This window comes from Neobacillus sp. GCM10027624, assembly GCF_042675345.1.
GTDB lineage: Bacteria > Bacillota > Bacilli > Bacillales > Cytobacillaceae > Neobacillus > Neobacillus cucumis_D.
In genome coordinates, this window is sequence record NZ_JBHTHD010000003.1 from 41,271 (window position 1) to 61,641 (window position 20,371).

Below are 20,371 nucleotides of genomic sequence, written 5' to 3' on the forward strand. Positions count from 1 at the left end.
CAAATTAAGATTATTGTGTTGAAATGACGGAAACACCCAAAATGGGAGCAATTGTTTTGAGGTTTTTCCGATTTTCCTTAATGAGATTTGGAATTTTGGATTGATTCTTGTTGGAAATGGCCTCAGTTAGCTCATCAAATTTTCTGTCCACATTGTCTGCATAGGTTTTGCCTTTTTTCACTGTTAATGGAGGCAAAATAGCGTCGTGAAATTCATCGTAAAGGTTTCGTGAAAGAGTTGTGGCGTTATCATAATCTCCTTTTGCGACATACTTCTCAATAGCAGAAAATCCATAAAGCAAGTCTGAAAAGGGCGCAGTTAAGGAGCGTTGGGAATAACTGATTTTTTGTGTTTGTATCTCGTTCATACTTCTGTTTTGTGAATCTCCACAACCTGTAAGACCTATTGCTGTTAGTGTTCCCATCGTCACCATAATTATTTCTTTTCTCATTCTTTAACCCCTTTTTAAAAAGTCCTGTTTAATAATATTCCCATTAAATAATTTTTTTAATATAACGAAGAAGAGTTGCACAAAATTTATGGAAAGTGACGGTCAGAGAAAGGTGTTTGGATCAAACTCTAGCATGCTATTCCATGTTAAATAAATGGATTGAGGATGGCTTGCAGGACGTGCTGCCTTGACAGGGTTGAGGTCACAGGTTCGATCCCTGTACAGGCCATCAATACAGAGCCTTGGTAACCGTTGTGTTATCAAGTTTTTTCTATATAACAGGAAATTTAGTTTGAAGTAATACAGATGAATTGATGGAAAAATAAAAAAGTCTAAATCATAACCAAACAACTAGAACAGGTTTACGCTTGTTCTTTTTTTGTTTTTTGTAAAAAATTGATCAATTGTTTTGTCGTTTTTTTATCAACGAAAATGACGTATAGAGGGGTGTGCGGGGATTATACAAAGAAGATTGTAAAACTAAAAAATCCGATTCCCTAAATATTTGAGGAGTCGGATTTTTGATTTGTCTTATTACAAAATTGTACCCGATAGCCATCCATGAAGCGCAAAAATCAGCGCTTCACCACAAAGAATGAAAAAGGTATGGAAGGGTCAATACTGATAAAGACCTTAATCCAGTCAACCAATTCATAGACTTATTCATTAAGCTCTACTCTTTTTTTTAACGATTGAGCAGGGTCTTCTTAAGAATTGTCATTTTTCTAATCTTGAGGAAGTTTATTTTCATGGTAGTTTATCAATTGTTGCTGGACTGTTTTAAGTTATGATTGCACAAAATCAATCTTTTTGTTTAAAATGTTGTCCTCTAAGACAGATGATTTATCACCATATACTTTCGTAATATGATTCTCTCCCCAAGCACATAAAGAATCCAAAATACTTTTCAAACTCCAGCCATATTCGCTAAGTTCATATTCCACTTTTGGGGGAATTTCATTATAAATAATCCGGTTAATAATTCCAACCTGTTCTAATTCACGTAATTGTTGAGTTAACATTTTTTGTGTGATGGCAGGCATAAGTCGTTTTAATTCACTTGTTCGTTTCTTACCATGTGTTAAATGACAAAGGATTACACACTTCCATTTCCCGCCTATAACCTCAAGTGTAGCTTCAACCGAAATATTATACTTTTTAGTAGACATACTTATCCTCCTACTCAATATTTATAGGTACTAAAAAGTGCCTATGTAACTTTCAGGTACCTATATAACTTTAAAGTGCGTACTTACTTTCGTGAAATACACTCCTTATAATACATCTTGCGGACATCTTCTGCCAGACTTTTTAAAGGGAATGTCCTAGAAAAATTTCACATCACTAGAAAGGAGAAAGGAACATGGAAAATAAAAAAAGTACATGGGCACTTTTAGCTTTAGCAGTAAGCGCATTTGCAATTGGAACAACAGAATTTATAAGTGTTGGTTTATTACCCCTCATTGCAAATGACATGCATATTTCCGTTACAACAGCCGGGTTAACAGTTTCTTTTTATGCCTTGGGAGTAACATTTGGAGCACCCATTCTGACTCCGTTAACATCGAGGATATCTCGAAAAGCTTTGTTGCTTTGGATTATGGTCGTTTTTATTGTAGGAAATACTATTGCAGCAAGTGCAACGAGTTTTGCAGTATTGATCGTTGCTCGTGTAATCACAGCTTTTTCACACGGAGTATTCATGTCTGTGGGTTCAACCATTGCTGCTGATGTAGTTCCTGAGAATCGTAGAGCTAGTGCCATTTCCATTATGTTTTCAGGGCTAACTATAGCAATCGTGACTGGGGTACCTTTTGGTACTTTTATTGGTCAACAATTTGGATGGAGAGAAGCCTTCATTGCAATTGTCATTATTGGAATCCTTGCTTTTATCGCAAATTGTATATTGGTCCCATCTAATCTGCCAAAAGGAACTCGTACATCATTGCGCATGCAATTCAAACCAATTACCAATGGTCGGTTACTACTTGTTTTTATTATTACTGCACTAGGTTATGGAGGTACATTTGTTGTTTTCACCTATTTATCTCCACTACTTCAGCAAATTACACATATTAAAGAAGGTGCTGTTGCCATTATTTTACTTGTGTATGGGGTTGCTATAGCAATCGGTAATATCATTGGTGGAAAGATATCGAATAAGAAACCTATTGTTTCATTATTTTATATGTTTATCATACAAGCCATTGTGCTTTTCATTTTAACATTTACAGCACCGTTTAAAGTTGCGGCATTAGTAACAATCTTGTTTATGGGACTCTTTCATTTTATGAACGTACCTGGTCTTCAAGTGTATGTCGTAATATTAGCGGAACGCTTTGTTCCAAAAGCAGTTGATGTAGCATCTGCAATCAATATTGCTGCTTTCAACGCTGGAATTACACTTGGTTCATACCTTGGGGGTGTGATTACTGATTCCATTGGACTTATCCATACTGCTTGGATTGGTGGATTAATGGTCGTTGGAGCTGTGATTCTTACAAGTTGGAGCATGGCTTTAGAGAAAAAAGATCAAAAAAATGCAAAAGCAGCCAAAACGATTATGGGAGTGAAAAATATGAGTATTTCAAGCATGGGTGAAATAAGAAAAAGAATATTAATAGAAGAAGAAACACTTCAATTTTCCTCTTTTACAAATGAAGATGCTTTTCAATTAGGTTTACTAATCGTTGAAACAGCCAAGCAAGAGGGTAAATCGATTGCTGTGGATATAACAAAAAATGAGGTGCAATTATTTCACTTCAAAATGACAGGGACGACTGAGGAAAATACCAAATGGATTGAGCGGAAAAAACGGGTCGTTTCTTTGCATAATCATAGCTCTTATTATATGCAGATACAAAGTGAGTTAAGTGGAATCCCACATCATGAAGAATACCGTTTAGATGCTTCGGAATACAGTGCGTTTGGTGGAGCATTTCCCATCCAAATAAAAAACGTAGGGGCTATTGGGATGATAACAGTATCAGGATTAACCCCTGAAGAAGATCATGAATTGGTTATTAGAGCGGTTAAAAATTATTTAAATAAACAGTTTTAGAGGAGGATACTATGCCATTAATTGAGGTAAATACTTGGCCAACCATGTCAACAGAAGAAAAAAAGGAATTCATTTATAATGTGACCGAACTTACAACAAAATTATTAAAGATTGTCCCTGACAAAATTCAAGTATTGATAAATGAACGAGAGAAAGAAAACTGGGGTAAAGCTGGGGCAGTAGCAATCGATGCTACCTTTGCTGAGAAGAGTAGGGTGGTCAATTGGGATACAAAAGAGTCTTATCATACGCCGGATAGTAACATAGATGGAATGGCTATTATCACGATTGATATTTGGAATACATTTGATCAAGATACGAAGGATAAGTGGGTAAACCAGCTTACACAAATAACCTCTAAATATACTCATGCACCTTTGGATAAAGTACTTATCGTCATTCGTGAAATGATTCCAGGAAACTGGGGACAAAGTGGTGTAACGGGAGCAGATAAAGACTTTCTTTCCAAAAGTCGGACATTTTAAAAACGCACGCATTCGAATATAAATTCAAAAAGATAATAATGGAGGTAATTTTAATGGTTAAAAATTTACAGGATACAACCACGTTGCATAACGGGGTAAAAATGCCTTGGTTTGGTATAGGAGTATTTAAAGTAGAAGAGGGACCTGAGTTAGTTAGTGCGGTAAAAGCAGCTATTAAGAATGGTTATCGTAGTGTTGATACTGCAGCTATATATGGAAATGAAGAAGGAGTCGGACAAGGAATCCGTGAAGGAATTCAAGAAGCAGGAATTTCAAGAGAAGATTTGTTTGTGACTTCTAAAGTTTGGAATGCTGATTTAGGATATGAGTCTACCATTCAAGCATATGAAACAAGCTTAAAAAAACTTGGATTAGACTATCTTGATTTGTATCTTATCCATTGGCCAGTAGAAGGTAAATATAAAGATGCATGGAGAGCAGTAGAGACTCTTTATAAAACAGGAAAAATAAAAGCCATTGGGGTAAGTAATTTCCAAACACATCACCTTGTAGAATTGATGAAAGATGCCGAAATTAAACCGATGGTGAATCAAGTAGAGTACCATCCACGTTTAACTCAAAAGAAAGTTCAATCTTTCTGCCAAGAACATGGTATTCAACTAGAAGCATGGTCACCATTAATGCAAGGACAATTATTAGATAATGAAGTTCTAACTGAAATTGCTAGTAAGTATAACAAGTCCGTTGCTCAGGTCATTTTACGTTGGGATTTACAAAATGGTGTTGTGACGATTCCGAAGTCTACAAAAGAACATCGTATTATTGAAAACTCTACCGTGTTTGACTTTGAGTTAACGAAAGAAGATATGGAACGAATTGATGGCTTGAACCAGAATCATCGAGTCGGTCCTGATCCAGATAATTTTGATTTTTAGTGAACTACTTAAATAAACTTACCAAATAAAATATTAGCAACATAACTTATGGGGTACTACCAGCAAAACAAAAGGGAAAGGTAAAAGCTGACCCAGAACACGAAAAATTATTTGGGGATGATAAGGAATGAGCAATATGCTATTTTCACCATTTAAACTGAAATCTTTAAAATTGAAGAACCGAGCTGTTATGGCTCCCATGTGCCAATACTCAGTAACTGAAAAGGACGGGAAACCTAACGAGTGGCATTATGTTCATTACGTCAGCCGAGCAATCGGAGGGACTGGACTAATCATAATGGAAATGACTGATATTGATCCAGATGGAAGAATTACGGATTATGACCTTGGTTTATGGTCAGATGACCAAATTCCAGCCTTTTCAAGAATTATTGACCAGGTTCATGCCTATGGTACAAAAATAGGCATACAGATTGCCCATGCCGGGAGAAAAGCAGAGGATGCTGCCAATCCGGTTGCCCCCTCTGCGATAAAATTCCCGGATGAAGGCTATAAAACTCCACGTGCTTTATCAACTGAGGAAGTAAAGGAAATGGTTCAGCTGTTTGCCGATACAGCAAGAAGGGCAGTGAAAGCGGGAGTGGACATGATTGAAATTCATGCTGCTCACGGGTATTTGATCCATCAGTTCCAATCACCGCTTACGAATAAACGTGATGATCAATATGGGCAGGATTTTTCCCTTTTTGGGAAGGAGGTTATCCAAGCTGTAAAAAAAGAGATGCCATCTGACATGGCCTTATCTGTCCGTATCACAGCAGTAGAATACGCTGATGGAGGCTATGATTTAGATCATGCCGTTATGTTAAGTAAAGCCTATAAAGAAGCAGGAGCTGATATTCTCCATGTTAGCAGCGGTGGTGAAGGAATTCCAGGTGAAAGAAAGCCAGGAAACTACCCAGGCTACCAGGTTCCATTTGCCCGTAAGATTCGTGAGGAGGTTAGCATTCCAGTAATTGCAGTAGGAATGCTCGAGAAACCTGCTGTAGCAGAGGCTGTGATTGGGAATGGAGATGCAGACTTGGTTGCAATTGCCCGCGGAATGCTAGTGGATCCATATTGGTCTACCCATGCAGCGATTGAATTACGGAGCAAGCAGATAAATCTACCGAAACAATATGAACGTGGTTATCATATAAAATAACGCTATTTATTGCGAGGTCAACTTTTTCATAAAGACTTGGAGAATTAAATATGTGAGATTTAAATAATAACCATAAGAAGGGTAAAGCTTTGTATTTGAACTGCCCCGTAAATGTTAGACACCAAACTAACATTTACGGGGTGTTTTTATGGCCAAATTTACAAAGGGAAAAAAGGCATTTACCCATAGCTTACTCCTTATCCAGTCGAAAAAGTCTAGACAACTGCTTAGCCAGAAATTGCGGTGTATAAGGCATATCGTTACGCAGCCAAGCTACAATCGTACCTATTAAAGCTGATGAACTGTACCAGATAGCAATATCCCTTGGTATGTCATTATTATTTTTCAATTTGTTGTTAGCTGTTTTCTCAGTTATTGCTTTCGTGAGAATAGTTAACAAGCGCTCTGTAAAGATGGGTGATCTTCTGGAATTAAGAACTACTTTATAAAATTTGTAATTCTTAGCAATATACTCAAGCAGCGTTTCTAGCTTGACAAAGTCGATGTTTTTATCAGTATTTTGGTCACCTTTTGTACTCCCCATTATCGATTCAATATCCTCAGCCATTTCCTGTGCCATTTTCTCTAGCATGTCCGGAATATCTTTATAATGAAGGTAAAACGTCACACGGTTAATGGTTGCGCGTTCAGCAATCCGATTAACCGTTATTTTATTGATATCGACCTCTTGTAGTAAATCTATTAATGCTTCCTTAATTAGTTGACGTGTGCGAAGGATACGAGGATCTTTTCGTGGTTTTTCCTGGTCTGTCATCACTAATCACCTTTCCTACTGAATGGAAATTTACAATAATTAAAGTTCTGTCTATTAATTAGGACTTACACAACAAAAATGAAATAAATGATAATTAATTTACACATCGTAAGAAATTGTCTGTTGTCAGATCAGCCATCGCAATATAAAGTAATTTATACAATGTTAATTATTAAACACATTGTAAAAAAAGTCTACGATGATTTTAGAAAGGATAGGGGAATTTTGAATAGTCATCCAAATAGCGTCACAAATTCGTTAAAAAAAGGACCTATAATGTTCATTATGATCTTAGGGGCTTTCCTTGCAACCTTAAACCAAACACTCATGAGCGTGGCTACTCCTGAGTTAATGGTTGAATTCAAAATAACAGCAGCAACTGCCCAGTGGTTAACTACGGGTTACATGCTTATAAATGGTGTCTTGATTCCCATTACCGCCTACTTAATGCAGCGGTTTTCCACACGTCAACTCTTTCAAGCTTCCATGTTCGTATTTTTAGCAGGAACCATTTTTTCAGCATTAGCATCTGGTTTTCCTTTACTATTAACCGGACGCATGATACAGGCGGCTGGAGCAGGAATCATTATGCCGTTGCTTACAAACGTCATTCTTACCATCTTTCCTCCTGAAAAAAGAGGAGCAGCCATGGGTATGGTCGGGCTTGCCATCATATTTGCACCAGCCATTGGACCTACTATTGCTGGCTATATTATTGAACACTACAAATGGGAAACCATGTTTTACGGGATGATTCCATTTGCTGTCATAGTTATTGGTCTGGGATTCATATATCTCCGAAATTTATCTGAGCCAATCAAAACAAAACTTGATATCCTAAGTGTCGTACTCTCCACCATTGGTTTTGGTGCGTTGCTATATGGTTTCAGCCGGGCTGGGAGCCTTGGATGGTCAGACATGGAGGTACTTAGTACAATAGCGGTTGGTATCATAGCCCTTGGACTCTTTTCATGGAAACAGTTGAAATCGCAGAATCCACTGCTTGACTTACGTTCGTTTAAGTACAATATGTTTTCCTTAACAACGATTATTAATATTGCGGTTACTATGGTGATGTATGCAGATATGATGCTGCTTCCACTTTACCTACAGAACGTCCGCGGTTATACAGCAATTGAGTCCGGTCTGCTTCTACTTCCAGGAGCACTAATCATGGGATTCCTTATGCCGGTTACAGGTAAGCTGTTCGATCGCTTTGGTGCAAAATGGCTAACTGTTATTGGAATGATTATTACCATTGCGACAACAATGGGCTTTACCAATTTGACGGACACGACAAGTTATCTGTATTTGGTTCTTATGTCAACGGGGCGCCGAATTGGAATGGCCTTGATGATGATGCCTTTACAGACCGCCGGTTTGAACCAACTGCCCCAGCAATTAAATGCTCATGGAACGGCCATTAGCAATACCGTTCGACAAGTGGCAGGAGCTGTTGGGACTTCGCTTCTCGTTACTGTTATGTCTGACCGGACAAAAACACATCTGCAGGATATGATTCCTTCAGCAGCATCTAAGGGCCTGAATCAAGCACAGGTTATTAAAGAAGCCACCATACAGGGCATTAATGATGCATACCTTGTTATTATTGGGATTGGCGTCATCGGATTACTTCTATCCTTATTTATTAAAAAGGTAAAACAAGCATCCGATTTAGAATTTAAAGCGAGTTTGGAAAAGGCTGCAACAAAAACGTTAAGTACAAACTAAGGTTAATTTTGTTTGCATGAGTTACATTGGTTATAGAAAAAGTAAAAGACAGTTTCAAATCCAAACATATTGTGGATTTGAAACTGTCTTTTTGATTACCCTGTTCTCGGTGTTCCATCAATACCTGAAAATCTCCCGGTCATATTATACATTTTATTTTTTTGTATGCTAATGGAGTCATGTCCATGGAATCTTTGAATTTATCAATAAAATAGCTTGTACTATTAAATCCAACTTGATAAGCAACTTCAGTAATATTAGAATCACCTTGCTGCAGTAGATATAAGCTCTTTTGAATACGATAATCTATAACATAACTTAATGGTGTACATTTTAAAAACCTACTGAAATAACGACAGCATTCTGAACGGCTCAGTTGACCCACCCTTGCAATATCTTCTAACATAATTTTTTCTGCATAATGCTCATGGATCCAACTTAACATTTGCTTCATTCTTTGATTCTTTACTATTTCTGTCTGAACATATTCCAGCTTAAAACCATTATCGATTAAGTTTTTCCAAATTAATGATAGTTTCATGGTTATATCGATTTCATAGTATTGGTACTTTTGTTCAATACAGTGATAGATTTCTAAAATTGTATCTAAAATGCTTTTCCCCCAAAGCTCATTTGCATTTACATATAGGTAAGGTAAATTAGTCGCTTGAATGTAAGGTTTTACATACGTGGCATAGAGTTCTTGTGATATCACAAAATTAGGGGAAAGATTTAAGCAAATATAGACACAACTCGACCGATTTTTGTCCTGTGCCATGTGCAGGCATCCACTATTTATAAACAGTCCATCACCTTCGCGAACCACTACACAATCTTCATTAACTTGAAAAAACGCTTCCCCTTTTACAATCAACACAAATTGAATTTCGTCATGCCAATGAAGTGGAATATAGCCATGTATATTTTGATTAATGGTGGTTTTATAACATGCAATTGGCATAACGACTGTGTGGTGTTTGGTTAGTTCTTTTAAACTTTCATCAATCATGAAGTTTTTCATTTGCACGGCCAACACCTCAATATATTTATATTTTTCTATTCAATATTAGTATTATTGGTACAAATACTTAATTATTATAACATTATAATTACATTTTAATAATGTGGTTCACCCTCGATTAGCTGATTTACTTTATGTTTTAACAAATTTATTAATCTGGTTGTTTCCATGCTACTCTACATGTTGAAAAGGGGAAATGAACATGACAGTTACTAATTTAAACCTAACAATCAACTCTGAACGCCTACTTAACCGTATTCAAGAACTTGGCCGAACGGGTCTGGACAATGAAAATAAAAGAACGAGATTAGCTGCATCAGATGCAGACAAAGCGGGACGTGATCTCCTAGTCACTTGGATGAAGGAAGTAGGATTGGAAGTTGAAATCGACAGAATCGGTAATATCTTTGGTATTTGGTATAGTACAGAAAATAGAAATGAAGCACCAATATTGCTTGGCTCGCACATCGACACAGTTATTAATGCCGGTATGTATGACGGATGCTATGGTGTTCTTTCAGGGCTTGAAGTAATAACTACTTTGCAGGAGACAGGTTTTGTTCCAAATCGTCCAATTGCAGTCGCAGCATTTACCAATGAGGAGGGAGTGCGCTATCAGCCTGACATGATGGGATCTCTTGTGTATGCTGGCGGGCTATCAGTTGAGGATGCGCTTAAATCGGTTGGTACGGATGGTACTCTATTAGGCGTGGAGCTTGAGCGTATTGGATATGCCGGTACAAAGGAGCCGGGCTTTTTGAAGCCACACGCTTACATTGAGCTTCATATCGAACAAGGCCCTATTCTCGAAAAAGTGGGTATTCCAATTGGTGCTGTTGAGAATCTTCAAGGTATTTCTTGGCAGCGCATTACCATTGAAGGTGTTGCCAATCACGCTGGTACTACACCAACTGATATGCGGCGTGATGCAGGACTTGCTGCGGCTCGGGTAATAACCTATTTACGTGATCGTGCGAAAGCTTCTAACGGGCAAACTGTTGCAACCGTTGGAACAATTAGTTTTAAGCCAAATGCTGTTAATGTCATTCCATCATTGGCAACTTTCACTGTTGATTTGAGAAATCCAAACGGGAAGAGATTGAAAGAGGAAGAGCAGGCACTTGCAAACTACCTCGAAGAATTGGCGGTAACCGAAGAAGTAACCATTACATCGGAACAACTAGTACGTTTCCCTCCAGTCGCTTTTGACCAAACAATCGTAAAACTGGTAGAGAAAGCTGCTGGAGAGCGCGGGCTCCACTCAAGACGAATGACATCTGGTGCGGGACATGATGCTCAAATGATGGCTCGCGTTTGCCCGACAGCTATGATTTTCGTCCCAAGTATTGACGGTATTAGTCATAATCCTAAGGAGTATACAAAAGATTACGACTTGATAGCTGGAGCAAATGTATTGCTTGATGTCGTTTGCGAACTTGCAGGCAATTAGTAAAAAATCTGTAAAGACAAACAAAAAAGCATGGCTTAAAGATTTAAGTGTCATTCAAATTTAATTAGGATACCTACAATAAAACCTTTTTTAAGGAGATAAAAATGGGGAATTTAACAGAAATTAAATATATTGTAAATAAAAATGCAAGAAAAGCAGATATGGAGAAAGCATCTGTAGAATTTATTAATAGTGAAGTAATTGAAAAGGTAAGAAATTTTCATAAAAGCTTTCCAGAGTATAAAGTAACTCCACTTCACAGCTTAGATAAGTTGTCTAAACAATTAGGAGTTAGCAATATTTGGGTAAAAGATGAATCTTATCGATTTGGACTTAATGCTTTTAAAGTATTAGGTGGTTCATTTGCTGTAGGAAAATATTTAGCAAAAAAATTAAATGTCGATATTTCTGAGCTTTCTTTTGAAAAACTAAGAAGTAAAGAAGTAAAAGAAAAACTTGAAGACATTACTTTCGTCACAGCAACTGATGGAAATCATGGAAGAGGAATTGCTTGGGCAGCAAATCAGCTAGGACAAAAATCACTTGTATTTATGCCAAAAGGGTCTTCAGAAATAAGATTAAATAATATAAGAAAAGAAGGAGCAGAAGCTTCTATAACAGATTTAAATTATGATGATACAGTTAGGCTGGCAAGCCAGAAGGCTGATGAAAATGGCTGGGTTTTGGTACAGGATACGGCTTGGGATGGATATGAAGAGATTCCAACTTGGATTATGCAGGGTTATGGAACGATCTTGGATGAAGCAGTGGAGCAGATTGCCGAAGCTGGTGATGAACGACCAACGCATGTGTTTTTACAAGCCGGAGTTGGTTCCTTTGCAGGTAGTATGCTCGGATATCTAGCAGGGAAATTCGGGGATCAACGTCCTATTACAGTTATTGTCGAACCGGATAAAGCGGCCTGTTTATACAAATCTATAAATATTGGTGATGGACAACCCCATTCTGTAACGGGCGCTTTGAATACGATTATGGCAGGTTTAGCATGTGGGGAACCAAGTACAACTTCTTGGGGGGTTTTAAAAGATTATGCTGAAGCCTTTGTTTCTTGTCCAGACTCTGTGGCCGCGCGAGGTATGCGAATTCTTGCAAACCCATTGGGCAGTGACCCTCAAATTGTTTCAGGTGAATCTGGTGCAGTTGGTTTGGGATTAATTAGTCTATTGGCTGAAAACAAAATGCTCAGTGGTATGAAAGAAATGTTGAAACTGAATCAAGATTCGAAGATTCTTATGATCAGCACAGAAGGTGACACGGATCCAGAGAATTATAGAAAAGTAGTATGGGATGGGGCATATCCATCTGTATAATCCTATTAATAAAAATATTTTATGAGAGGGTGAATGAATATGACTAATGGAAATTTTGAAAAACAGCTTACTGAGTGGCGGCACTATCTCCATGCGCATCCAGAAAGCGCCTTTGAAGAAAGAAATACTTCTGAATTTGTAGCTAAAGTCTTAACAGATATGGGATTAGAGGTTCACAGAAATATTGGCGGGACTGGAATCGTTGCCAATCTTACAGTGGGCGATGGAAAAGGTATTATTGGGATTAGAGCAGATATGGATGCTATTAATCTAACGGAAGAGGTTGAATATCCATACAAATCCCAGAATTCGGGTAAAATGCATGCGTGTGGTCATGATGGGCATATGGCTACCATTTTGGGCGCAGTCAAGTTATTAACGGAGCGTAAAGATTTTAAAGGGACAGTTCGGTTTATTTTTCAACCTGCAGAGGAAATTGGCAAAGGCGCTTTTGCCATGATGCAAGATGGACTTTTTGAACGTTTTCCGGTAGATGAGATTTATGGAATGCACAATATGCCAGGCATGCCTGTGGGTTCCATTGCAACTCGTGTGGGCGGAATAATGGCCAGTGAGGATAACTTTGTGATCCGTATTAAGGGACAAGGCTCACATGCTTCAAGCCCTCATATGGGGAAAGACCCGATCGTTATTGCGTCTGAAATTATTATTGCTATGCAAACCATTATCTCTCGTAATATGGACCCAAATGTTCCCGCTGTCATTTCGTGTACTGAATTTATAACAGATGGGATTCGTAATGCGATACCTACAAATGTAGTGATTAAAGGGGATACTAGAAGTTATACCCCAGAGGTATCAAAGTTGCTGGAAGATAGAATGCGAACGATTAGTGAGGGAATTTGCAAAATAAATGGAGCAGAATGTCAATTTGAATATACCCATGAATTCGCACCAACAGTTAACTGGGCAGAGTGTGTTGATATATCGGTAAGAGCAGCCCAAAATGTGGTTGGTGAAAATAAAGTGGATGGAAATTGTCAACAGTGGATGGCTTCGGAAGATTTTGGTGCGTTTTTGCAGAAGATTCCTGGTTGCTTTGTATTTATAGGAAATGGTGATGAGTCTGATTTAATTGGCAATGTTCCACTTCATAACTCACGATATGACTATAATGATAAGATATTAAAAATTGGTGCGGAATATTTTGCTGAGTTAATTAAAATACGCTTGCCAAAATAAATATTTTATAATTGCTGATTTCCGCTCTAATCAACTTTGTTTAAAAATCAACATAGTTCTTTAACATAGTTAAGTTTTAATACTGCCGAAGGGTCAAACCCCTTGGCAGTTTTTTTATTTTTCTACTCCTCAACCAATTTCTTCTCACTTATTCTCAAATTGAATTTTTTCAAGCGGCGAATGATATAGGATTGGGATACACCGAGTTTTTTTGCTGTTTTCCAAGTGCTATTCGTTTCGTTATAGGTTTTAACTAATATATTTTTTTCAATCTGTTCTAAATAGATGGGTAAACTCATTTCTTCAACGTTTTGAAGTAGCATTGCTTCAGTCTGCTGAAGGGGGAAGTCTCTTGGTAAATCTTCTAGATCAATTTTGGGTCCAGCAGATGTAATCACTAAGCGTTCCATTAAATTTTCAAGTTCACGAATATTTCCTTCCCAACTGTAATTGTATAAGGCATCCATTAAGTTTTTGGTTAAAGTTTGCCTGCGGTTATACTTTTGGTTAAATTTACTTAAATAAAAATTCAAAAGTGGAATAATATCTTCTTTTCTTTCACGTAAAGGGGGAATTTTCATAGGAAGGATGTTTAAACGATAAAATAAGTCCTTACGAAATGTTCCTTCCTTGACGCGTTCCATTAAATTTACATTGGTGGCTGCAATAATTCGGACATCCGCTTGTTGTAACTGGTTATCCCCAATCATCCGATAGGTCTTGTTTTGTAAAAATTGCAGAAGCTTTGATTGTAGATGTAGAGGGAATTCTCCGATCTCATCTAAAAATAATGTCCCCTGATCAGCCGCTGCAATTAAACCGAGTTTTCCATTCGCATTGGCCCCTGTAAATGCCCCCTTTTTGTACCCAAATAATTCCGATTCAATGAGCGATTCTGGAATGGCACCGCAGTCTAAATGAATAAATGGTTTATGATTACGACTGCTCAACTGATGAATTCGATGGGCAAAGGCTGTTTTTCCAACACCAGTTTCTCCAGTTAATAGAATCGTTGTCTCGACATCCGAAATTTTTTGAGACCATACAGAAATAGATTGTGCAGCTTTACTTTTTCCAACATAGAATTCTTCTTCCTGCTGATTTTGTTGCAAAATTAGCTCGCGAATTTGCTGTTTATATAGTTGTAAAATAGACTCAATTTTTTCTAATTCACTTGATTGATTGATCGCTTGGGATAATTGTCTTGCATGCGTTACAATATATTGGATATCCCCGTTCTCGTCTGGAATATAATCACCAGAAACAAGCAAGCGACCATGATTTTGAGTGATCTGGGCGGTGCTTATAAAGCGTTTTTGTTCGATGACAAGCCTAGAGATAGAAGGTGAAAATACCCCTTGTTTTTCCATTTCAAAAACGTTATTGCCAATTAATTTACCAATTGAAAAAGTTTCTGCAGCCGCTTGATTCACCCACAATACTTTCCCATTTTTATCGTTAATCCAAATAGGATCTTTCAATGTATTAAAAATCTTTATAAGTAATTCACCATCTAATTGTTGTAAGGCTTCTGCTGTCAAAGTGTTCCTCCATTCATCATTCATTTCCACATGCAGGAAAAGTATTATAACCCCTGTTTGATTCGTTATAGACTCATTTTGAACCCTTATGTAAGAAACTATAGCATAGAATAAAGCAAATCTATACATTTTTCGACATAAATTGAATCTAATTAGAATCAATAAGTTAAATTCGAATTATAAATTCTGTGTTAAGTTTTTCAAAAGTACTGATTTATCAGTGTTTTGAAATTGGCATGCTTCTTGCATATCTATAAAGCGTACTCAAATATAGGGATAGAAGGGGGAGAGCATCATGGATCATTTACTTAGTAAAACAGTTAAAAACATCAAAATTTCTGCCATTCGTGAAATCGGAAACAAAGTGGCAAATGATCCTTCGATTATTAATTTAACAATTGGACAACCGGATTTTGTAACACCGGATTCCATATTAGAAGCGGGGAAACATGCAATTGAAGCGAAAAAAACTGGCTATACTCATAACGCAGGTGTGCTTGAACTAAGACAAGCTGCATCTGACTTTGTAAAAAGACGATACCAACTAAATTATCGCCCAGAAGATGAAGTTTTAATTACAATGGGCGCCAGTGAAGCGTTGGATATTGCCTTCCGCACGATATTAGAGCCGGGTGATGAAGTCATTTTACCAGCACCTATTTATCCAGGTTATGAACCACTTATTCGTATGTGCTTCGCAAACCCTGTGTTTGTAGATACTCGAAATCATAATTATAAAATCTCTGCAAAATTAATTGAAGAAAATATAACAGAAAAAACAAAATGTGTTGTTTTACCCTATCCGTCAAACCCAACGGGTGCTATTTTAAACGCTCAAGAATTAGAAGAAATTGCAAACCTATTAAGAGGGAAAGATATTTTTATTATTTCAGATGAAATATACAGTGAACTCACATATGGATTGAAACATATTTCCATCGCTTCATTCCCAGAAATGAAAGAGAAATGCATTGTCATCAACGGTCTATCAAAGTCCCATGCCATGACAGGTTGGAGAATTGGTTATACATTAGCACCTGCTTATATCACAGATGAAATGTTTAAAGTTCATGCCTATAACTGTGTATGTGCAAGTTCGGTCAGTCAATACGCTGCCATGGAGGCATTACATCACGATTTACCAGAAGTCGAAGAAATGCGTCAAGCATATGAAAAACGGCGTAACTTTGTTTACCAACGTATTACGGACATGGGTTTAGAAACCATTAAACCAGATGGTGCGTTTTATTTATTTGTTTCAATCGAAAAAACAGGTTTAAGTTCGAATGAATTTATCCATCAACTTGTAGATGAAGCGAAAGTGGCCGTCATTCCGGGATATGGTTTTTCTGAATATGGCGAAGGATACATTCGTATTTCGTATGCATGTTCAATGGAAAAGCTAGAAGAGGGCATGAACCGTATGAAACGGTTTGTACAAACTTTATTAAAGGTAGAGGAGGCTATTTAATTTGAAACCATTCTATTTTCTGGCGTTTATTCCGGTTCTGGCTTTCCTTATAGGTGTGCCCCTAGTAAATCGGATTGAACTTTATGTATTAGGGCTGCCTTTCACAATGTTTTGGATTGTATTGTGGGTTATTTTAAGTTCTTTAACTATATTAATTTTGTATCGTTTTGATCAACAGGATGAGGAGGTGTCAGAATGAATATTTCAATCATAATTATGATAGCGGTTGTGATCTTTTGCATGTATACGGCGATACAAGCAGGAAAAGGCAAAAATGGAAAATTGGAAGAGTGGGCATTGGGTGGACGAGGCATGGGTGCAATCATTACTTTCTTCTTATTAGCAGGGGAGTTTTTTACCGCCTTCACTCTAACTGGTTTAGTAGGACTAGCTTATAATAGTGGGATTGCAACTCTTTATATCATGTCATATATCTCGATTGCCTGTATTATCGGCTATTTTCTATTACCAAAAATTCGACATTATAGTAAAAAGCATAATCTTATTTCACAGGGTGACTTTTATGAGAAAAAATATAATAGTCCGTTTTTAGGGAAGCTTATTACAATCGTTGGGGCCATTGCGATTATTCCAACAATTGTAATGGCATTAAAAGGGATGGGGCTGATTGTGTCTGTTGCATCCTACGGGGCGATATCTTCTACAGCAGCCATTTGGTTTGGAAGTATTATTGTCTTAATTTATACATTAATTTCGGGACTTCATGGATCTTCTCGTGTAGCTTTAATTAAGGATATCCTAATGTTTGGTGTGCTTCTATTTTTAGGTCTATACTTCCCATTTCATTATTATGATGGAGTTGGATCAATGGTTAAAAAAGTTGCTGAGGTTAAGCCTCAAGTATTACTTTTTCCAGATCAAGGTCTAAGTCTTGTATGGTATGTCTCCACTGTAACATTAATGTGTTTAGGGTTATATCTGTGGCCAAATTCATTTTTATCGACTTATGCCGCGAAAAATGACAAAGCCCTTCGTAAAAATACAATTTTAATGCCGTTATATTCATTAATGCAGCTATTTGCATGTCTTGTCGGATTAACGGCAATCTTAGCAATTCCGACTCTAACAGGAGCCGAAAGTGATTTAGCATTAATAAAACTAGTATTTGAAACATTTGATCCATGGTTTGTAGGATTCATTGGAGCAGCGGGATTACTGGCATCTTTAGTACCGTGTTCAGTCGCGTTGATTACCATTGGTTCTATGATCACTTCTAATATTTATATGCCATTGAAACCAGATACTTCCGTTCGTAAGCAAATGAATATTGCACGTCTATTCGCAATCATTGCAGCGATTATTAGCTTATACGCATCATTAAAATCACACGGTGCCATCGTGTTCCTGCAATTAATTAGCTATAACTTTATTATGCAGCTATTCCCAGCTCTTATTTTTAGTTTACAGAAGAAAAACTTTGTTACGAAGCAAGGTGCAATCAGCGGTATTGTCATGGGTGTATCATTAGCACTATACTCCGCAGCGACAGGTACAACTGTGGCAACATTATTCCCGAACTTACCTTCATTTATTTTAGATATTAATAATGGTTTATATATGTTAATCATTAACGCAATCGTAACAGTGGTTGTCAGTCTTGTAACTCAAAAATCAACAGCGGAAATGAATAGTTTAGAAAGTGAGATTATATGAAATGAAACTTCAAAATTATGAATTGGCAAAGAAACTACGACACGAATTGCATCAACATCCAGAGCTTTCTAATGAAGAAGTTTGGACAAAACAGTATTTAATGGAGTTTTTGAAAGCGATTACAGAGCTAGAACTTGTCGATAAAGGGAATTGGTTCTATTGCATTTATCGTGCAGGAACAGATCAGCCAAATATTGCTTTCCGTGCAGAATTTGATGCGCTGCCAATGGATGAATTCATCGAACTTCCATGGGCTTCCGAGTTCCCTGGAAAAGCACACAAATGTGGTCATGATGGTCACTCGGCAACACTCGCAGGATTTGCGCTTGAAATCGATCAATCAGGTGCAGATAAAAATATCTTTTTCCTCTTCCAGCCTGCTGAAGAAACGGGAGATGGTGCTATTCAATGTGTTGATTTTATTAAAGAACACAATATTGATGAAATTTATGCCTACCATAACATGAGTGGCTTCCCATACAAGTCTATAGGGATTATAGATGGAACGATTATGTGTGCTTCTAAAGGGATGACGATTCATCTAGAAGGTGCTCCTACTCATGCCAGTCAGCCAGAAAAGGGGATTAATCCATCCTTCGCAATCGGTAATATTCTCGGAGCGATTCCTGAATTCACTTCACCAGAAAAAAATAAAGGTCTTATTCTTTGCACCGTTGTACAAATCGATGTGGGTGAAAAAGCTTTTGGTATTGCTGCATCAAAAGGAGACCTTCGTATGACCATACGTGCTCTTTACGAAGAAGAGTTGGATCGATTACAAGAAAACCTTGAAAACTTTGCAAAAGCCCAAGCAGAAGAATTCGGGTTAAAAGTAAGTTTCCAATATAATGATGAGTTCCCGGAAACATTCAATCATAAAGAAAGTGCAGATAAAATTCGTATGGTTGCAAAAGCCGAGGGAATGGAATTAGTTGAAGTGGAAGAAGCATTCCGTGCTTCTGAAGACTTTGGACACTTTACAAAGTTAACAAAGGGTGCATTTTGCTTTATTGGAAATGGGGAAGATTATCCACATATTCATACACGGGAGTATGATTTCCGTGATGAACTAATTGAAACAGGAGTGGAACTGTTCAAAGAACTTGTGGGGCTATAAAAGACATTTGAAGTAATTTCACGCATTTCAAAGGCTCTCAACCAAAATGATCGAGAGCCTTTGAAATATTGAAAATGAACGCTTTGCAAACTTTGGGTGTTTGTTCCTACTTAACTTTTCACACACTCCAGTTTCGGATCAAAAGTATCAAAAAACGGGACAAGCAGCTCCATATGTTCTTGTCCTAATTTATCTGTAGAGTGGAGCAGCCAATCGAAGATAATGCCCCTGGTATAAATAAGAATCATGTGGGCGATAAATCCTGCATCCATATCCCGGCGAAATTCATTTAGCTCCTGTCCTTTTTGAATGATCCCTTTAAAATGGTTAAACATTCGCCGTTCCTGCGAAATCATGTAGGAAGGCTGTTCATCATTGATTTGCAGGGTATAGATGGTCTTCGTCCATTCTCTGCGGCTTTCATTTACATAATTGTACATTTCCCAGCATAGGGCAATCAATTCTTCTTTATTAGATTGATAGGTTTGTGATGATACTCTGGTGATTACTTCCTCATCAAGATCAAACCAGGAACTAAGGATAATTTCTCCTTTATTTTTAAAATGATTATAAAAAGCCCCTTTGGTGACCCCGGCTTTTTTACAAATATCGTCAATTGTCGTATTTTGATAGCCTTTCTTGAGAAAGAGCTCCAAACTGATCTGGTTCAGTTTATTGCGCGTTTTTTTTGCTTCTTCCCTGCTTTTTCGAGCCATTTTGACATCGCTCCTTTACTAAAAATACAATTTTTCCCTTAAAAGGTAATCCACACGTAAATCATAACACAGAATGAAATCTAACAAAATTAGAAGAAAATCAATAATATTTTTTATCTTCTAAATTATTGAAAAATTGAAAAGATTATAGTAAGATGAAAACATCAATTACATACTCTGGTATCTAAATGATAAGGTATGTCTTTGGATTTATCAATCACAAAGGAGGGAAATAAGGAAAAAGTACTTTTATTTTTCTAAAGTAGATTAAAAGATTTTAAAA

Annotated in this window: 18 protein-coding genes and 1 pseudogene; 13 read left to right on the forward strand and 6 right to left on the reverse strand. The window is 37.2% G+C overall.

Annotated features, from left to right (window positions below; translation table 11 throughout):
* Nucleotides 1-10 precede the first annotated feature (10 nt).
* Together ACFQZ9_RS05160 and ACFQZ9_RS05165 are read right to left on the reverse strand one after the other, a co-directional pair.
* Nucleotides 11-451 (reverse strand): hypothetical protein, encoded by a 441-nt coding sequence (locus tag ACFQZ9_RS05160; RefSeq protein ID WP_498942640.1) that lies wholly within the window; start codon nucleotides 449-451, stop codon nucleotides 11-13.
* A 785-nt stretch (nucleotides 452-1,236) separates the two neighbouring features.
* Nucleotides 1,237-1,620 (reverse strand): winged helix-turn-helix transcriptional regulator, encoded by a 384-nt coding sequence (locus tag ACFQZ9_RS05165; protein ID WP_498942641.1) that lies wholly within the window; start codon nucleotides 1,618-1,620, stop codon nucleotides 1,237-1,239.
* 194 nt (nucleotides 1,621-1,814) lie between these two features.
* On the opposite strand from ACFQZ9_RS05165, the pseudogene ACFQZ9_RS05170 reads away from it, so the two are divergent.
* From ACFQZ9_RS05170 to ACFQZ9_RS05190, 5 genes and pseudogenes are all read left to right on the forward strand, one after another.
* Nucleotides 1,815-2,987: pseudogene (locus ACFQZ9_RS05170) on the forward strand (MFS transporter); the annotation flags it as partial.
* Nucleotides 2,988-3,044: 57 nt separating this feature from the next.
* Nucleotides 3,045-3,512, forward strand: coding sequence for a heme-degrading domain-containing protein (locus tag ACFQZ9_RS05175; protein WP_498943586.1), 468 nt, complete (start codon nucleotides 3,045-3,047; stop codon nucleotides 3,510-3,512).
* An 11-nt stretch (nucleotides 3,513-3,523) separates the two neighbouring features.
* A complete protein-coding gene (locus ACFQZ9_RS05180; protein ID WP_498942642.1) occupies nucleotides 3,524-3,997 on the forward strand; it encodes a tautomerase family protein in 474 nt (157 codons plus the stop codon).
* A 53-nt stretch (nucleotides 3,998-4,050) separates the two neighbouring features.
* Nucleotides 4,051-4,893: a glyoxal/methylglyoxal reductase gene (gene pgoN / locus ACFQZ9_RS05185; protein WP_498942643.1), complete on the forward strand. Its 843-nt coding sequence runs from the start codon at nucleotides 4,051-4,053 to the stop codon at nucleotides 4,891-4,893.
* 127 nt (nucleotides 4,894-5,020) lie between these two features.
* Nucleotides 5,021-6,058 carry an NADH:flavin oxidoreductase/NADH oxidase gene (locus tag ACFQZ9_RS05190; protein WP_498942644.1) on the forward strand — a complete coding sequence of 346 codons (1,038 nt, stop codon included), beginning with the start codon at nucleotides 5,021-5,023 and terminating at the stop codon, nucleotides 6,056-6,058.
* Between the two features lie 190 nt (nucleotides 6,059-6,248).
* On the opposite strand, the gene ACFQZ9_RS05195 is transcribed toward ACFQZ9_RS05190, so the two are convergent.
* The gene (locus ACFQZ9_RS05195; protein ID WP_498942645.1) at nucleotides 6,249-6,833 is read right to left on the reverse strand and encodes a TetR/AcrR family transcriptional regulator; all 585 of its coding nucleotides are present in this window, start codon (nucleotides 6,831-6,833) and stop codon (nucleotides 6,249-6,251) included.
* Between the two features lie 276 nt (nucleotides 6,834-7,109).
* Here ACFQZ9_RS05195 and ACFQZ9_RS05200 point away from each other — a divergent pair, with 276 nt between their 5' ends.
* Nucleotides 7,110-8,564 carry a DHA2 family efflux MFS transporter permease subunit gene (locus ACFQZ9_RS05200; protein WP_498942646.1) on the forward strand — a complete coding sequence of 485 codons (1,455 nt, stop codon included), beginning with the start codon at nucleotides 7,110-7,112 and terminating at the stop codon, nucleotides 8,562-8,564.
* A gap of 139 nt (nucleotides 8,565-8,703) precedes the next feature.
* Here the strand turns inward: ACFQZ9_RS05200 and ACFQZ9_RS05205 are convergent, their stop codons facing one another.
* Nucleotides 8,704-9,591, reverse strand: a complete 888-nt coding sequence (locus ACFQZ9_RS05205; RefSeq protein WP_498942647.1) for an AraC family transcriptional regulator — start codon at nucleotides 9,589-9,591, stop codon at nucleotides 8,704-8,706.
* Nucleotides 9,592-9,787: 196 nt separating this feature from the next.
* On the opposite strand from ACFQZ9_RS05205, the gene ACFQZ9_RS05210 reads away from it, so the two are divergent.
* From ACFQZ9_RS05210 to ACFQZ9_RS05220, 3 genes are all read left to right on the forward strand, one after another.
* The gene (locus ACFQZ9_RS05210) at nucleotides 9,788-11,035 is read left to right on the forward strand and encodes a Zn-dependent hydrolase (RefSeq protein ID WP_498942648.1); all 1,248 of its coding nucleotides are present in this window, start codon (nucleotides 9,788-9,790) and stop codon (nucleotides 11,033-11,035) included.
* A gap of 104 nt (nucleotides 11,036-11,139) precedes the next feature.
* On the forward strand, nucleotides 11,140-12,366 hold the full coding sequence (gene dpaL, locus ACFQZ9_RS05215; RefSeq protein WP_498942649.1) for a diaminopropionate ammonia-lyase: 1,227 nt from the start codon (nucleotides 11,140-11,142) through the stop codon (nucleotides 12,364-12,366).
* Between the two features lie 39 nt (nucleotides 12,367-12,405).
* Complete coding sequence (locus ACFQZ9_RS05220; protein ID WP_498942650.1) at nucleotides 12,406-13,569, forward strand: M20 aminoacylase family protein; 1,164 nt, start codon at nucleotides 12,406-12,408, stop codon at nucleotides 13,567-13,569.
* A gap of 122 nt (nucleotides 13,570-13,691) precedes the next feature.
* Here the strand turns inward: ACFQZ9_RS05220 and ACFQZ9_RS05225 are convergent, their stop codons facing one another.
* Nucleotides 13,692-15,110, reverse strand: a complete 1,419-nt coding sequence (locus tag ACFQZ9_RS05225; RefSeq protein WP_498942651.1) for a sigma-54 interaction domain-containing protein — start codon at nucleotides 15,108-15,110, stop codon at nucleotides 13,692-13,694.
* Between the two features lie 295 nt (nucleotides 15,111-15,405).
* On the opposite strand from ACFQZ9_RS05225, the gene ACFQZ9_RS05230 reads away from it, so the two are divergent.
* From ACFQZ9_RS05230 to ACFQZ9_RS05245, 4 genes are read left to right on the forward strand one after another with little or no spacing between them, the layout of a single operon-like run.
* Nucleotides 15,406-16,581 carry an aminotransferase A gene (locus ACFQZ9_RS05230; RefSeq protein WP_498942652.1) on the forward strand — a complete coding sequence of 392 codons (1,176 nt, stop codon included), beginning with the start codon at nucleotides 15,406-15,408 and terminating at the stop codon, nucleotides 16,579-16,581.
* Nucleotide 16,582: 1 nt separating this feature from the next.
* Nucleotides 16,583-16,780 (forward strand): DUF3311 domain-containing protein, encoded by a 198-nt coding sequence (locus ACFQZ9_RS05235; protein ID WP_308913120.1) that lies wholly within the window; start codon nucleotides 16,583-16,585, stop codon nucleotides 16,778-16,780.
* The gene (locus ACFQZ9_RS05240) at nucleotides 16,777-18,255 is read left to right on the forward strand and encodes a sodium:solute symporter family protein (RefSeq protein WP_498942653.1); all 1,479 of its coding nucleotides are present in this window, start codon (nucleotides 16,777-16,779) and stop codon (nucleotides 18,253-18,255) included. Before ACFQZ9_RS05235 ends, ACFQZ9_RS05240 begins: the two co-directional genes overlap by 4 nt.
* Nucleotide 18,256: 1 nt before the next feature.
* Nucleotides 18,257-19,372 (forward strand): M20 metallopeptidase family protein, encoded by a 1,116-nt coding sequence (locus ACFQZ9_RS05245; RefSeq protein ID WP_498942654.1) that lies wholly within the window; start codon nucleotides 18,257-18,259, stop codon nucleotides 19,370-19,372.
* A gap of 110 nt (nucleotides 19,373-19,482) precedes the next feature.
* Here ACFQZ9_RS05245 and ACFQZ9_RS05250 read toward each other — a convergent pair whose 3' ends face one another.
* On the reverse strand, nucleotides 19,483-20,088 hold the full coding sequence (locus ACFQZ9_RS05250; RefSeq protein WP_498942655.1) for a TetR/AcrR family transcriptional regulator: 606 nt from the start codon (nucleotides 20,086-20,088) through the stop codon (nucleotides 19,483-19,485).
* Nucleotides 20,089-20,371 lie beyond the last annotated feature (283 nt).